Origin of the sequence: Mucilaginibacter daejeonensis (genome assembly GCF_020783335.1) — a bacterium.
In the GTDB taxonomy this organism is placed as follows: Bacteria; Bacteroidota; Bacteroidia; order Sphingobacteriales; family Sphingobacteriaceae; genus Mucilaginibacter; species Mucilaginibacter daejeonensis.
Map to the genome: position 1 here is coordinate 3,552,687 of NZ_CP086068.1, position 14,339 is coordinate 3,567,025.

Genomic DNA, 14,339 nt, shown 5'->3' on the forward strand with positions numbered 1-14,339 from the left:
CTATTTTTTGTAAATTTGAACTTATGAATTTTTCTTCGAAGTTGTTGGAAAATGCGGTGACCGAATTTGCTAAACTGCCCGGTGTTGGGCCTAAGACCGCGCTCAGGCTGGTGCTGCACCTGCTTGATCAGGACAAGCCCGACGTGGAGCGCTTTAGCACGGCGATCACCAAGCTGCGCAACGAGATACAGCACTGCCGCGTTTGCCACAACATCTCTGACCATTCCATTTGCGAGATATGCAGCTCCAAGAAGCGCGATCACACCACCATATGTGTAGTAGAAGATACACGCGATGTGATGGCTATTGAGAACACTGATCAGTATAATGGTGTGTACCATGTGCTGGGAGGCCTCATTTCGCCTATGGATGGCGTGGGCCCGGCCGACCTGGAAGTGACCTCTTTGGTGACCCGCATCAGCGAGAATGAGGTCAAAGAAGTGATATTTGCCCTGAGTGCGACCATGGAGGGCGATACCACCATTTTTTATTTGCATAAAAAGCTTAAAGATCAGCAAATAAGCATCTCGACCATTGCCCGTGGCATAGCGTTTGGAGGTGAACTGGAGTACGTGGATGAGATAACCTTAGGCAGGTCTATCGCCACCCGCGTACCTTACGAAGGTTCGCTCTCCAAATAACACACATGCAACTATCTGTCATCATCGTCAACCACAACCAATGCAGGCTGCTACACCGCTCGTTAACGGCTCTCCGCCCTGCGTTGCAACACCTGGAGGCCGAGATCATGGTGATAGATAATGCCTCTTCAGACCGCTCACTGCACATGCTGCAAGCCGAGTTCGGCGAGGTGCAGGTGATGCCTAACAGCACCGACGAAGGCTTTTCCGCACCGGTGAACCGGGCCATCAAAAAAGCCAAAGGCAGTTACGTGCTGGTGATGCATCCCAGCATCGTGAATGGTGAGGACACCCTCGACAAAACACTCAGCTTTATGGACGAGCATCAGCACACCGCAGGGATCACCGTACGTGTGTTGGATGCCGAAGGCCACTTTGTGAAAGGCTCCAAAAAGGCCATGCCCGAGGAATGGGTCAAGTTCTTCCGCTTCACCGGGCTTTCCAGATTGTTCTCCAGGTCAAAGCTATTCAGTCCGCACTACGAGCCAGGTTGGGATGAGGAATTTGAAAATACCGAGACCGACGTGCTTAACAGCTGCTTTATGCTGCTCAGGCGCTCGGCACTGATGGAAGTGGACGCCTTTGATGAGCGTTTCCCGATATTCGGTTACGATATCGACCTCTCTTACCGTTTAAGGCTGGCCGGTTACCAGACCTACTATTTCGCCCGCACGTTTGTGATCCAACAAGCCATGGCACCGGCGGCGCAATTTAGCCTGCGGTACGTCCGCAACTTTTACGGTGCAATGCTTACTTTTGCTGCTAAATACTTGTTCAGGATGCCCGAGCTGCGTTTAAAGACCATGCCGGGTGCCCCTACCACAGCAGCAGCATATGGCATCAAACAATAAAGTAGCGATCATTACCGGCGCATCGTCGGGTATAGGCAAGGCGTTGGCTTATGAAATGGCTCGTCGCGGTTATGACCTTGTACTTGGCGCACGCCAGTTCGTTACCTTGTGTGAGATAACCCAAGACATCGAGAAAAATTTCAGTACCAAAGCCGTTGCAGTGCAATGTGATGTGAGCGTGGAAGAGGACTGTGCCCACCTGATCAAGCAGACCATCCTGACCTTTGGCCGCATCGATGTATTGGTGAACAATGCCGGCATCTCTATGCGTGCCCTGTTTAAAGACCTCGACCTCGACGTTCTACGCAAGTTGATGGATGTTAACTTTTGGGGTACGGTTTACTGCACCAAATACGCCATACCCGAGCTGCTGAAAAGCAAAGGCACCGTGGTCGGTGTATCTTCCATAGCTGGCTTTAAAGGTTTGCCGGGCCGTACGGGTTACTCAGCCTCTAAATTTGCCATGAATGGTTTTTTGGATGCGCTACGAGTTGAAAATCTCAAGACCGGCGTACACGTCATGACCGCCTGCCCGGGTTTCACGGCTTCCAACATCCGTAACACGGCCCTCAACAGCGAAGCCAAACAACAGGGCGAAAGCAGCATGGACGAGGACAAAATGATGAGCGCCGAAGAAGTGGCCGCCAAGATCGCCGATGGCATCGATAAACGTACCCGCACGCTCATCCTCACCAGCCAGGGCAAGCTGACCGCGCTGCTCACCAAGTTCATCCCCGGCTTTGTAGATAAGAAAGTGTATGAGCTATTCTCGAAAGAAAAGAACTCATTATTAAAGTGATACACGCCTGATACCGCTGGCAGAGATAGGCAGTGGTCACTTCAGATAAGCCGCCTCGTTTCTGTTTTTTTTGGTAATTTGCCCCCATGGAACAACCTGCACAACCTAAACGTGAGGCTGCTTTAGGCTTTATTTTTATCACTCTCCTGATCGATATCACAGGCTTCGGCATCGTGATACCGGTATTCCCCAAGCTTATCCAGCATCTCATTCATGGTGACCTGAGCCAGGCCTCACGCTACAGCGGTTGGTTGCTGGCCATCTATTCGATCATGCAATTTATCTTTTCGCCGGTGATCGGTAACCTGAGCGATAAATATGGCCGCCGCCCCGTGCTGCTGGCCTCGCTGTTAGGTTTCAGTATCGATTATGTGTTCCTGGCCTTTGCACCCAACATTTGGTGGCTATTCGTGGGTCGAATGATCGCGGGTATCACCGGGGCCAGCTTCACCACGGCATCTGCCTACATTGCCGATGTGAGCGCGCCTGAAAAACGCGCACAGAACTTCGGTATCATCGGTGCGGCCTTTGGTCTGGGCTTCATCATTGGCCCGGTGCTGGGCGGTGTATTGGGTGCTTACAGCACTAAATTACCGTTCCTGACCGCTGCCGGTTTAGCGATCCTGAATGCTATATATGGCTACTTCATCCTGCCCGAATCATTATCCAAAGAGAACCGTCGTCCGTTCGATTGGAAACGCGCCAACCCGGTAGGTTCGCTCATGCAACTCAAGAAGCATTCGGAAGTGAGTGGGTTGGTAGCTTCTCTTATCCTCATTTACATCGCCGGCCATGCCGTGCAAAGCACCTGGACCTATTTCACCATGGAGCGTTTCAACTGGGGCGAAAAGACCGTTGGTTATTCGCTGGGCTTAGTGGGTTTACTATCGGGCCTCGTACAAGGTTTGCTCATTAGGGCCACCCTGCCTAAACTGGGCATGAAAAAGAGCATTGCTATTGGCCTGCTGCTGTATAGCATCGGCTTGTTCCTGTTCGCTTTCGCTAACCAAAGCTGGATGATGTTCGCCATATTGGTGCCTTACTGCCTGGGCGGTATAGCCGGACCGGCCTTGCAAGGGCTGATCAGCAACCAGATCCCACCTAACGAGCAGGGCGAATTGCAAGGCGGATTGACCAGTTTGATGAGCGTGACATCGATAGTTGGTCCGCCGTTAATGACCACGCTTTTTGCCTGGTTCACCAGCAAGAACGCGCCGGTGGCCTTCCCTGGGGCACCGTTCTTAGCGGGTGGTATATTGATGCTGCTGAGCACTTTGTTGGCCATCCGTAGCTTCCGCAAAGCACGTATCGTTGATGCCACCCAACCATCATCTGCTGATATTCCTGCACATGGTTAAAACAAACCGCCCTTAACCACCTTTAAAAATGGTTATGATATATCAAAATGACCGAGACCGTTAAGCACAAGCGCCCCGCCGCACTAAGTTTCATCTTTGTGACGGTATTTGTTGATACGCTTGGCTTAGGGGTGATCATCCCGGTGTTGCCCAAGTTATTGGAAATATTGGGCCATGCCGATATAAGCGGGGCCACCCAATTGAGCGGCTACCTTACCTTCGCTTATGCGGCCATGCAGTTCATCTTTTCGCCGGTGCTGGGCAACCTGAGCGATCGCTATGGCCGCAGGCCGGTGCTGCTTACCTCACTGGTAGGTTTCGGTATCGATTACCTGTTCATGGCCTTTGCCCCTTCCCTGTTCTGGCTTTTTGTGGGACGCATCGTGGCGGGCATAGCCGGTGCCAGCAGTACCACAGCTACCGCTTACATTGCCGATGTAAGTACCGGCGATAACCGCGCGGCCAACTTTGGCCTGGTAGGCGCCGCCACTGGTTTGGGTTTTATTTGCGGGATAGGTTTGGGTGGATACCTGGGCGATGTAGGCATCAAGATACCTTTTATGGCCGCGGCCGGTATGGCGTTGCTTAACGCACTTTACGGCTTTTTTGTACTGCCCGAATCATTACCGGTAGAGCATCGCCGGGCGTTCGACTGGAAACGCGCCAACCCGATCAGCTCCCTTACCCGTTTGGGCATGTACCCAACCATAGCCGGACTGATCAGCGCATTCACCCTGGTATACGTAGCCACCAAAGCGGTAGAGACCGTGCTGGCCTTCTTTTTGATCGAGAAATTTCATTGGACCATGAGCAGCATCAGTACGCTGGGAATCTTCATTGGTGTGCTGCTGGTGGGTATACAAGGCTTTTTGATCCGCTGGGTGATACCCCGTTTGGGTCAGGAACGCAGCATCACTTTCGGGTTATTATTTTACGCCATAGGGCTCATCCTGATCGCTTTTGCCAACCATGGTTGGTTAATGTACCTGTACATGATCCCGTATTGCCTTGGCGGTATATCGGGCCCGGCCTTGCAGGGTATGATCACCAGCCATGTACCCTCTAATGAGCAGGGCGAATTGCAGGGGGCGCTTACCAGTTTGCAAAGTATCACCACGGTCATCGGTCCGCTGCTAATGACCAGTTTGTTCGCGCATTTCACCAACCCTAAGCTGTCGTCCATTTACTTCCCGGGGGCACCGTACCTTTTGGGAGCCATACTGATGCTGATCAGTACACTGATCGCGGCACGTAATTTTAAACGCTCGGCACCGGCCAACTCATGAAACCCGAGGCGTCCATCAGTCAGCAACATGACCGATTTGGCGGCCCTGAACTATTTATCTACATTAGTACATCTGTTCAGCCTTTCATGAAGTTACTTAAAGCGTTATTATCGGTAGGGTTAACACTTGCCCTGATCTGGGCCTTGCAGACCAGGTTCGGCCCTGTGCCACCGGTGGGCAAGTTCCTGAACCCGCAAACCGGCTTCTGGCAAAATGCCGAAAGTCGGAACATCAAACCCGAGGAGGACCTGCAGCTTACCGGCCTCAATGACCAGGTGACCATCAAATTCGATGAGCACCGCGTTCCCCACATATTTGCCCGTAACGAACATGACCTGTACTACGCCCAGGGTTACGTTACCGCGCGTGACCGACTTTGGCAAATGGACATGCAAACACGCGCCGCATCAGGCCGCTTATCGGAAGTGGTGGGCACACGTGCCCTTGAGCTCGACCGCTATCGCCGACGCATGGGCATGGGTTATGGTGCCGAGCAAGCCATTGCCGAAATGATGAAAGACCCGCGTACCCGCCGTAGCATCGAGGCTTATACCGATGGCATTAACCAATACATCCGTGATCTGACCATCCGCAACTACCCTATCGAGTTCAAACTGCTCGACTATAAACCCGAGGAATGGAAGCCGATCAATTGTGCTTACCTGCTCAAGGCCATGACCGAAACGCTGGCCGGTGGTACCGACGAACTGGCCATGACCAATACGCTGAACCATTTTGGCGCAGCCGTGACCAACGACCTCTTCCCTGATCAAAGCTTTCAGCAAGACCCGATCATTCCTGTGGGCACCAAGTGGAACTCTAAGCCGCTACCTATCCCCCAGCCTTCAAAGGCGTTCAAGGATATGATGATGACAGGCGGTAAATTATCCCAAGGAAAATCGGAGGGCATAGGCAGCAATAACTGGGCGGTATCGGGCAGTAAAACGGCCAGCGGCTTCCCTATACTGGCCAACGATCCGCATTTACATCTAACTTTCCCTTCCATTTGGTACCAGGTGCAGCTTACCGCACCGGGTGTGAACGTTTACGGTGCATCGTTACCTGGAGCGCCTAACGTGATCATTGGCTATAACCAAAAAGTTAGCTGGGGCGTTACCAATGTGGATGCAGATGTGTTGGATTGGTACCGCATCAAATTCAAGGACAAGAGCCGCAATGAATACTGGTACAATGGCCGCTGGAACAAGACCACCCGCCGCAAGGAAGTGATCGGTGTGCGCGGCGAAACGCCCCACACCGAGGAAGTGATATACACTCGCTTTGGCCCGGTAGCTTATGAGGACGATGCCCAGAAGCCCACCAAGGCTCCCAATGATGTGCCCACCGGCGCAGCCGTTCGCTGGATAGCCCATGAACGCTCAAACGACCTGCTCACCTTTTACCTGCTCAACCGATCCGCCAATTATGCCGACTACCGCAAGGCGCTGGCCACCTACACTGCACCGGCCCAAAACTTTGTTTTTGCCAGTGCCGACAATGATATAGCCATTACGCCCAACGGCCGCTACCCGCTTAAGTACCGCGATCAGGGCAAATTTGTACTGGATGGCACCGACCCCGCCGACGATTGGCATGGCTGGATACCCGCCGACCAGAACCCGACAGTGAAGAACCCGCCACGTGGCTTTGTAAGTTCGGCCAACCAATCTTCTACCGATGCCACTTACCCATACTACCTGAACTGGCAGTTTGGCCCCTACCAGCGTGGTGCCCGCATCAATGGCAGGCTGGCCGCCATGAACAAGATCACGATAGATAGCATGCGCACCCTGCAGACCGATAATTACAGCATCACCGCACGCGATATACTACCTACCCTGCTCAACAATCTGAAAGGTACTAAACTGGACACTGACCAGCAGCAGGCCCTTGATCTGTTGACCAAGTGGGACCTGTATTACAACGCAAACTCGGCCGCGGCCACCATATTTGACCGCTGGTGGGAAAACCTTTACCAACTGATATGGAAGGATGAGTTTGAGGTGAAAGGCGTATCATTACAGATACCATCACGTGATCGAACCATCAAGTTGCTAACCACCGAGCCGGGCTCCAAATGGTTCGATGAAGTGAGCACGCCAACCACCGAGACCTGTGCTGATATGGTACAAAAGGCCTTTAAGCGAACCGTGACCGACCTGGTGCGCGATCATGGCAAAAAGCCACAAGACTGGCAGTGGGGCACCGTAAGGCCGGTCGAGATCGGTCATTTGGCCAGTCTACCGGGTTTTGGGTCGGGCAAATTCGCCTCAGGAGGCAACCGTGGTATCGTGAACGCCATATCAGGCAGCAACGGCCCATCGTGGCGTATGGTGGTGCAGATGGGCCCGCAGGTGAAGGGTTATGGCATCTACCCTGGCGGGCAGTCAGGTAATCCGGGCAGTTTTTACTATACCGATATGCTGCAGACCTGGAAGAACGGCGAACTGAACGAACTGTTGTTCATGCGATCACCCGATGAACGGTCGCAGCGCATCAGCTCCACCTTGATCATGACCAAAAAGTAAGAACACGGGCATAAAGCCTTAATAAGAAACTATCAATGCTTTTTTTCCTCATATTCATCCTTTGTTTGGCCACCAGCTATGTGCTGCCGTGGTGGGCTGTGGCCATAATCGCTTTCGTGGCATCGGTATATGCAGGTAAGCGTCCCGGGCAGGCCTTTTGGTCGGGCTTTGGCTCGGTGTTTTTTGTGTGGATGATATTGGCCATCTTTAAAAGCATCCCTAACGATCACATGCTGGTGATGCGCGTTGCCGCGTTATTTGGGCTGCCTAACTGGATCCTCCTCTTACTGATGACAGCCATCATTGGCGGCTTAGTAGGCGGTATGTCGGCCCTGTCGGGATTGATGGTGAAACGGTTATTTGAGAAGGAACCGACGGTCGCAAATTGATCGGTGAGCAGCGTTACAGGTGTTACACCGATGTAACATAATTCCCCAACTTTCCCCACTTTCAGACATTACGAAATTCATAAAAACCCAACTTTTTCAAGAAAAAACAACATTTTTCAGGAATGTAACACCAAATGTAACACGCATTGGCGAAATGTAACACTCCAGACGAACGTTTCAGAAAGGCTGTTAAACACAAAAGATCTGACCATTACCCACTTTTACAAATTTGGCAATGATCAGATCTTTCGTATCAAGTACTAAGCTTGCTACGGCTTACAAACCTTTTAAAGCGGCGCGTAAAGCATTCACAGTAGCCGACGAGCTCTTGTTGGTCTCGAAGATCTGCTGTGAGGTGGTACCCGTACCATAGAAATTAAAGTTCGACGATTTGTCGATACCCAGGTTGGCACCGTTAACGGTCACACCGGCAAACAAGCCTTTGCTGCGTGAGTATGAATACACCTCGGCCTCGAACTTATGGTCGGTGCTGGCAGTTGAGCTGCGGCCTACCGGACCTGCAGTGGCCGAGATATCGCCACCGATGGTGAAATCGCCGTCCTTCACCTTGGTCAGTACACCACGGTTCTTGAACACCAACACCAGGTCTACCGATTGTACACCGATCTGCAAACCAAAGCTACCACCGGTAAGGGTAATGAACACCGGGTTGCTCCAGCTACCATCGGCCAGTTTTACGACGGCCACACCTTTGCCACGTTTGGCGCCGGCCACAAAGCCGGCATTGATCATTTTCGGGATGATCACGAAACCTTCCGTCTTCTTCAACAATTCCTGTGGTATCTTGCCGGTCATACCGGTGAAGGTCTTTAATACTTTGGTCGAGTTTTGGATACGCTCGGTCTCTTTACCGGCATCCTTGGCTGATGCCATCACGATCAATCCGCTTAACAGCAATGGGGCTAATAAAAATTTTATGGCTTTCATCTTGTAAATGTTTCCATCACAACACTTTAAAACAGCCAATGTTTACAGCAGCCGATCATCTTAGTGTTACAATAGCTAGGGTGCATTGGCGGCTTGGGGCAGGGTCGTTATCTTTGCCCCATGCAAAAGCCAACGCAGCAACAAGTATTCGGGATAAACAACGAGCGATCATTCGCTGAGGTGGCCTTGCGAACCTTCAGTTACCAGGCCCAGCACTGCACCATATACCGGGAGTTCATCAACGGGCTAAGCATCGACCCTGAACAGGTGCGAACACTTGAACAGATACCCTTTTTACCGATCGAGTTCTTCAAGAATCACGCTGTAGTAAGCGATCCTGCCCAACCGCAGATCACCTTTACCAGTTCAGGCACCACCGGCATGATCACCAGCAGCCACCACCTTACTGATGTGAGCTGGTATACCGAAAGCTTCACGCGTGCCTTTGAGTTGTTCTATGGCAACATTGAGCAGTACTGCGTTCTGGCCGTGTTACCGGCGTACCTGGAGCGCGCAGGTTCATCCCTGGTTTACATGGCCGATGCGCTAATCAGGGCATCCAATAACCCCGATAGTGGCTTTTACCTCTACAATTACGAGGAACTGCACGACCAGTTACTGAAGCAACGGCAGGCCGGCAAGCCTACCCTGCTCATTGGCGTTACCTTTGCCCTGCTTGACCTGGTGGAAAGATACCAGTTCGAGTTCCCAGAACTGATCGTGATGGAGACCGGTGGCATGAAAGGCCGCCGCAAAGAAATGATCCGCCAGGAACTGCATGACACGCTCTGCAAAGGCTTTGGTGTGGCCAAGATCCATTCAGAGTACGGCATGACGGAGCTGTTATCGCAAGCCTATTCGAAAGGCGACGGTATATTTGCCTGCCCGCCGTGGATGCGCATTCTTACCCGCGATACCAACGACCCCTTGAGCCCTGTAAGCAATGGCCGTACAGGGGGTGTTAACATCATAGACCTGGCCAACCAAAACTCCTGCTCCTTTTTAGCTACCCAGGACCTGGGCAAGCTTTATCCCGATGGCTCGTTCGAAATATTGGGGCGCTTTGATTCGTCGGACATTAGGGGTTGTAATTTGCTGATCGCTTAGTCGGATCAGCCTTAAAGGCTACTCGAATAGCAACATATGGCCTGCATTTGCAAATAGCAGAATATTAGTACATTTGGGTCGACAAGACAATAACTTGATCTTATGATAGAGAAATTTTTGAACGACCAGCAAGATCCAAAAGCGGTCGAGAAAGTATACTCACGTTTGGTGGAACTGCTGCCGCCGGGCGAGGAGACCCTGTATATAGCCACTCAGAAAAAGCCATTGGTGAACCTCCTGCCTGATTGCGTAGTGGTGACCAATCGTCGCGTATTGTTCTTTACCCCGGCCAACCTGGGCCTATCCTTAAAATTCATCGATTTTGTGTGGAAGGACATTGCCGATGTGAACATGAAGGAAGAGATCATTGGGTCGGTATTCACCATACGCACCACTAAGGGCGCCGAAATGGGTGTTGACTATCTACCTAAGGTTCAAGGACGTAAGTTGTACAAGCAATCGCAGGAGTGCCGCGAGAACGAGCGCAAACGTGAGGAACTGCAAAAGATACAGCACACCCCATCGCCTGCACCTGCTCCGGAACCAAAACCAGTTGAAGAACCGGTGGCACCACAGCCGCCGGTGTTCGAGGCGCCTAAACCAACGCCTCCGCCAGCCCCTGCCCCTGCCCCGGTGATCGAAGAAAAACCCGATGAGCTGACCGAGAAATTGAAGAAGCTGAAAACGTTGTTCGATAACGGCCTGATCGCTCAGGAGGAGTACAACGCCAAAAAGATGGAACTACTTAGCGACCTATAATACGGTCCATATAAAAAACAAAAAAGCTCCTCAAGATCATTGAGGAGCTTTTTTGTTGAATGAAAGGCCGAACTTTGACCTTATCCTCTCCGTACAAAGCTTCATGCAGCACGACGACGAGGTGACCCTGAATATCCTGACCCATATCGCATTCTCGATGATCATTATCGCTCTGACCTTGCGGGTTTTCGTGATCTATATCGGTGGTACGGCGGCCGACCCATTCATCAGGATGCTCGACCGATAAGGTTTCTGTTATAATTTTGTTTTCCCGATGGTGTACTGTATACCCGCAAGCAGATGTTGCAGGAACAGCGGATCGCTGTAACTTTCGTCAGTATGGCCCAGCGCGGTCACAAATACTTTGCTGCCTTCAAACTCCTGATACCAGCTCATGGGATGCTCAGCCCCGTTCTTGCCGCCGATGTACGAGGTCTCATCAATGGTTAGCACCGGATGTATCTTGTCAGATATCGACTTAAAATTATACCACTCATCGGTACGTGTCCAGCTGGCAGGCAGCATCTTGTTCAAAACATTGATAGGGCTTACTATCTTAAGGGTAGCTTGCTGTACTTTAGGATGATCGCTAAAGTATGCTCCGGCCAGTTGCCCGTACCATGGCCAATCGTACTCCGTATCAGTAGCGGCATGTATGCCGACAAAACCTTTTTTAGAGCGGATATAACGCTCAAATTCGGCCTGCTGCTGGTTGTTAAGCACATCGCCGGTGGTGTTCAGGAATACTACGGCCGCATACTTTTTCAAATTAGCATAAGTGAATTTGGTGGCATCGGTGGTGGTGTCGACCGAAAAATTATTTTGTTTGCCCATCAGCATCAGGGCGTTTAGGCCAACGGGTATGCTTTTGTGGTGAAAGCCTGCCGTTTTGCTGAACACCAGTATACGCGGCATCGCCTGGGTGATCACTGTGGTGAAGGTAGCCAGCACGGCGATCATGAAGAATATCTTACGCATCATTTCAAGTTTGTTGGTCGTAGGCAAAGCTGATCAATTTTATCTGAATATCAAGTGATGCTATTCAACCAGGCGATCGCATCAGCCTCGTTATCGAACTCGCGCGCCACGATGCCTGATCCTAACTCCCTCATCATGTATTGAGCCGATAGCTTGCTGAACGTACTGGGCGAGGTTACCCAGGCCAGGTATTTCAACCCACTGGCTTCAGCCACAGGGAACCAATCATTCACCAGCCAGTTGCAGGCGTCCAGCCATCCCCCTACCACGTTCTTATTCACATTGAGCAAGCGGCCGTTATTATGCGTGGTGATATGGCTCAGGATCAGTTCGCAGCCGTCGCGTATGGTGAATTTGTTATGGAACGAGGTCCAATCGGCACGGGTAAAGCAGTGCATACGATCGAACGTGACCTTGATGCCGGGATCTTGATACACCGAAAAATCAGTGCGGCCTGATACGATATACTGGGCCACGTTAGACAATGGGAATCGTAGATAGAAAGACGTACCCGCACCGGGCGCGCTCTCGAGCCACATGCTGCCGTTATGGCGCCGGCATATCTCGCTGATCTTAGGTAACCCCATCTCTATCGATATGCCGCGCATCTGATTCATGCGCTCAAATTGTTCCCTCACCTGATCGGCGGTCATGCCCCGGCCCTCGTCGGTAACAGAAAGTACGATGTTCTGATCCATGACCTGTGTCTCGATGGTGATCCGCGAGCCTGGCTTGGAGTAGCGGGCCGCGTTATCGATCAGGTACATCAGCGCCAGTTCGATGCTTTGGCATATGCCGTAATGGTCGCGGTAAATGTTGTTCTTGACAACAATGGGCGACGGCCTGTACAGCAGTTCCACCTCTTTAACGGCACCATCTACCATGCGGCCGAAGTTGAACACACCGGGGGCGTGTTCCAGTATCTGAAAATGGTCCTCGTCACTTACACGGCGGTTCACATCCTTCACCACCTCATCCAACTCGGCCACACACTCCTTGATCAGCACATTGATCTGGCTGTATTCATCGGGCGGAATGATGCCATCACTTACCAAATGCGTCAACCCGATCAAACTGGCCACCGGTTTGCGCAATGAGTGTGAGTTGATGAACGATATCTCTTTCAACTGATCCACTTTTTCCATCAAGGCCCAGCGCGAAAGACGTTTATGGGTGATGTCCATAAAATGAACGATGATGCCCGACCCGATCGGGTAAGCATGGCACTGGAACCAGCGCTGCCTGGGCCAGTAATAGTCCGCCACGTCGGCGGGTTTATGGGTAAGCATGGTGCGTTCGAACTGCTCGTACAGGTCTGAATGGCGCATTTCGGGCAGTACAGCCCAAAGGTTGCGGCCCATCACATGTACCCGTTGGTAGCCGATCAGGTCCTCAGCGGCCTTGTTCCAGTATACGATGTTCCAGTCGGGGTCAAGCTGCAAAAAGCCGATAACGGTACTCTCGAGTATGTGCAACAACTTGCGCTGGGTGAGAATGAGCCGCCCGGCCAGTTCCTTTCGGTCATCGATGCTGCGGGCGTAGATCACGCGTGCGGCCCGGCCTTTGTATTCCATATGGTAAGATACGATGGTGGCCTGGATCACCACGCCACTTTTGGTGATGTGGCGCATATCGCGGTAATGAACCTCCCGGTCGCGGCGCATGGAGGGCAACAGGTGCTCCACAAAGATGCGATCTTGCGGCGGACTCAGATCAAGCACGTCCATTTGCAATAGTTCCTGTCGGTCATATCCATAGATCCTCAAGGCAGCCTCGTTCGCATCCAAAATATGGAGCGTCTCCACATCGAACACCCACATAGGTTGCGGGTTGGAATAGAACAGCGCGCTGAAATCTACAGTTCCGGGTTGGGTACTAACTTCGATGCTCATAAGGGTTACCTTTCGGCTATAATTGGTGACACACGAATAGAAATGACCAGTGCGTAAGACCGTCAGATACAGATCATGGCCTATACAAACTTACTGATTTAACTGATAAGAGAACAGTTATTTCACCCTATGAAAAAAAGTATTTTAACCTATATGGCTCTGTCTACGAAGAAGATACAGATAAGCGGGATCCGACTACCGGTCAAGATCAGTGACCCCGCCCGAGATAACGAACTTCATGATATCGGCAGCGCTGCGGTCGATGTGCTTCACCTTATCAGCCGGTACGATGACCACCTGGCCGGCAAAGGAGTATGAGTACGGGAAATAAACGGCCACTTCGCCAGGCAAGCCAATGGACGACATATCCTTACGGGTCAGGAACCCGATCTTTTTGATGCCTGATGAGCCCACTTCTACGATCACCGGCTCGTTAAATTTCTTTTCTTCTCCTACAAAGGCCTCGGTAAGATCTTTAATGGACGAATAAAGGAATTTGAACAACGGCAAGCGGTTGAGCCAATAGCTCATCCATTTTTTGATAGGATCGGTGATCACATTGGTGACCAGCACGCCCGCTATCATGATGAGCACCACTACCGTCATGATACCCAGACCGGGGATGTAGATGCCCTTGCCGGTCTTGGGGTTTACCCACAATACGTCACTCAGGTTCAGCGCATAGTCAAGCTTAGCTACGGCCCATACGATCAGGAATATGGCCACGCCCAAAGGCACCACTACCAGGAGGCCTTTGATAAAATAATTAACTATACCGCGCACGAACCTGTTCATCAGGTGCA

The 14,339-nt window shown here is 51.6% G+C and carries 14 protein-coding genes; 10 read left to right on the top strand and 4 right to left on the bottom strand.

Annotated elements, in window-relative coordinates:
• Positions 1 to 23: 23 nt before the first annotated feature.
• The 7 genes from recR (at position 24) to LLH06_RS15110 (ending at position 7,852) form a co-directional block, all read left to right on the top strand.
• Positions 24 to 641: a recombination mediator RecR gene (gene recR, locus LLH06_RS15080; RefSeq protein WP_228170125.1), complete on the top strand. Its 618-nt coding sequence runs from the start codon at positions 24 to 26 to the stop codon at positions 639 to 641.
• Between the two features lie 5 nt (positions 642 to 646).
• Complete coding sequence (locus LLH06_RS15085; protein WP_228170126.1) at positions 647 to 1,492, top strand: glycosyltransferase family 2 protein; 846 nt, start codon at positions 647 to 649, stop codon at positions 1,490 to 1,492.
• Positions 1,476 to 2,291: an SDR family oxidoreductase gene (locus tag LLH06_RS15090; RefSeq protein ID WP_228170127.1), complete on the top strand. Its 816-nt coding sequence runs from the start codon at positions 1,476 to 1,478 to the stop codon at positions 2,289 to 2,291. The genes LLH06_RS15085 and LLH06_RS15090 overlap by 17 nt, the downstream gene beginning before the upstream one ends.
• Before the next feature lie 86 nt (positions 2,292 to 2,377).
• A complete protein-coding gene (locus tag LLH06_RS15095) occupies positions 2,378 to 3,649 on the top strand; it encodes a TCR/Tet family MFS transporter (RefSeq protein WP_228170128.1) in 1,272 nt (423 codons plus the stop codon).
• Between the two features lie 47 nt (positions 3,650 to 3,696).
• The gene (locus LLH06_RS15100; RefSeq protein WP_228170129.1) at positions 3,697 to 4,935 is read left to right on the top strand and encodes a TCR/Tet family MFS transporter; all 1,239 of its coding nucleotides are present in this window, start codon (positions 3,697 to 3,699) and stop codon (positions 4,933 to 4,935) included.
• Between the two features lie 86 nt (positions 4,936 to 5,021).
• Entirely contained in the window at positions 5,022 to 7,463 is a 2,442-nt protein-coding gene (locus LLH06_RS15105; protein WP_228170130.1) for a penicillin acylase family protein, read from the top strand.
• 35 nt (positions 7,464 to 7,498) lie between these two features.
• The gene (locus LLH06_RS15110; RefSeq protein WP_228170131.1) at positions 7,499 to 7,852 is read left to right on the top strand and encodes a hypothetical protein; all 354 of its coding nucleotides are present in this window, start codon (positions 7,499 to 7,501) and stop codon (positions 7,850 to 7,852) included.
• A gap of 276 nt (positions 7,853 to 8,128) precedes the next feature.
• On the opposite strand, the gene LLH06_RS15115 is transcribed toward LLH06_RS15110, so the two are convergent.
• Positions 8,129 to 8,800 carry a lipid-binding SYLF domain-containing protein gene (locus LLH06_RS15115; RefSeq protein ID WP_228170132.1) on the bottom strand — a complete coding sequence of 224 codons (672 nt, stop codon included), beginning with the start codon at positions 8,798 to 8,800 and terminating at the stop codon, positions 8,129 to 8,131.
• Between the two features lie 120 nt (positions 8,801 to 8,920).
• Between LLH06_RS15115 and LLH06_RS15120 the strand changes: the two genes are divergently transcribed.
• From LLH06_RS15120 to LLH06_RS15140, 3 genes are all read left to right on the top strand, one after another.
• Entirely contained in the window at positions 8,921 to 9,907 is a 987-nt protein-coding gene (locus LLH06_RS15120) for a LuxE/PaaK family acyltransferase (RefSeq protein ID WP_228170133.1), read from the top strand.
• Between the two features lie 102 nt (positions 9,908 to 10,009).
• Entirely contained in the window at positions 10,010 to 10,666 is a 657-nt protein-coding gene (locus LLH06_RS20715) for a PH domain-containing protein (protein WP_262909347.1), read from the top strand.
• Between the two features lie 55 nt (positions 10,667 to 10,721).
• Positions 10,722 to 10,913: a hypothetical protein gene (locus LLH06_RS15140; protein WP_228170134.1), complete on the top strand. Its 192-nt coding sequence runs from the start codon at positions 10,722 to 10,724 to the stop codon at positions 10,911 to 10,913.
• 8 nt (positions 10,914 to 10,921) lie between these two features.
• Here the strand turns inward: LLH06_RS15140 and LLH06_RS15145 are convergent, their stop codons facing one another.
• The 3 genes from LLH06_RS15145 to LLH06_RS15155 form a co-directional block, all read right to left on the bottom strand.
• Positions 10,922 to 11,647, bottom strand: a complete 726-nt coding sequence (locus LLH06_RS15145; RefSeq protein WP_228170135.1) for a ThuA domain-containing protein — start codon at positions 11,645 to 11,647, stop codon at positions 10,922 to 10,924.
• A 47-nt stretch (positions 11,648 to 11,694) separates the two neighbouring features.
• Complete coding sequence (locus LLH06_RS15150; protein WP_228170136.1) at positions 11,695 to 13,536, bottom strand: PAS domain-containing sensor histidine kinase; 1,842 nt, start codon at positions 13,534 to 13,536, stop codon at positions 11,695 to 11,697.
• A gap of 195 nt (positions 13,537 to 13,731) precedes the next feature.
• Complete coding sequence (locus LLH06_RS15155) at positions 13,732 to 14,331, bottom strand: DUF502 domain-containing protein (protein WP_228170137.1); 600 nt, start codon at positions 14,329 to 14,331, stop codon at positions 13,732 to 13,734.
• Positions 14,332 to 14,339: the final 8 nt, after the last annotated feature.

Coding starts and splice junctions, on each gene's coding strand:
- LLH06_RS15145 (WP_228170135.1), bottom strand. CDS start 11,647: ATGATGCGTAAGATATTCTTCATGATCGCCGTGCTGGCTACCTTCACC.
- LLH06_RS15150 (WP_228170136.1), bottom strand. CDS start 13,536: ATGAGCATCGAAGTTAGTACCCAACCCGGAACTGTAGATTTCAGCGCG.
- LLH06_RS15115 (WP_228170132.1), bottom strand. CDS start 8,800: ATGAAAGCCATAAAATTTTTATTAGCCCCATTGCTGTTAAGCGGATTG.
- LLH06_RS15120 (WP_228170133.1), top strand. CDS start 8,921: ATGCAAAAGCCAACGCAGCAACAAGTATTCGGGATAAACAACGAGCGA.
- LLH06_RS15100 (WP_228170129.1), top strand. CDS start 3,697: ATGACCGAGACCGTTAAGCACAAGCGCCCCGCCGCACTAAGTTTCATC.
- recR (WP_228170125.1), top strand. CDS start 24: ATGAATTTTTCTTCGAAGTTGTTGGAAAATGCGGTGACCGAATTTGCT.
- LLH06_RS15095 (WP_228170128.1), top strand. CDS start 2,378: ATGGAACAACCTGCACAACCTAAACGTGAGGCTGCTTTAGGCTTTATT.
- LLH06_RS15090 (WP_228170127.1), top strand. CDS start 1,476: ATGGCATCAAACAATAAAGTAGCGATCATTACCGGCGCATCGTCGGGT.
- LLH06_RS15085 (WP_228170126.1), top strand. CDS start 647: ATGCAACTATCTGTCATCATCGTCAACCACAACCAATGCAGGCTGCTA.
- LLH06_RS15155 (WP_228170137.1), bottom strand. CDS start 14,331: ATGAACAGGTTCGTGCGCGGTATAGTTAATTATTTTATCAAAGGCCTC.
- LLH06_RS15110 (WP_228170131.1), top strand. CDS start 7,499: ATGCTTTTTTTCCTCATATTCATCCTTTGTTTGGCCACCAGCTATGTG.
- LLH06_RS15105 (WP_228170130.1), top strand. CDS start 5,022: ATGAAGTTACTTAAAGCGTTATTATCGGTAGGGTTAACACTTGCCCTG.
- LLH06_RS20715 (WP_262909347.1), top strand. CDS start 10,010: ATGATAGAGAAATTTTTGAACGACCAGCAAGATCCAAAAGCGGTCGAG.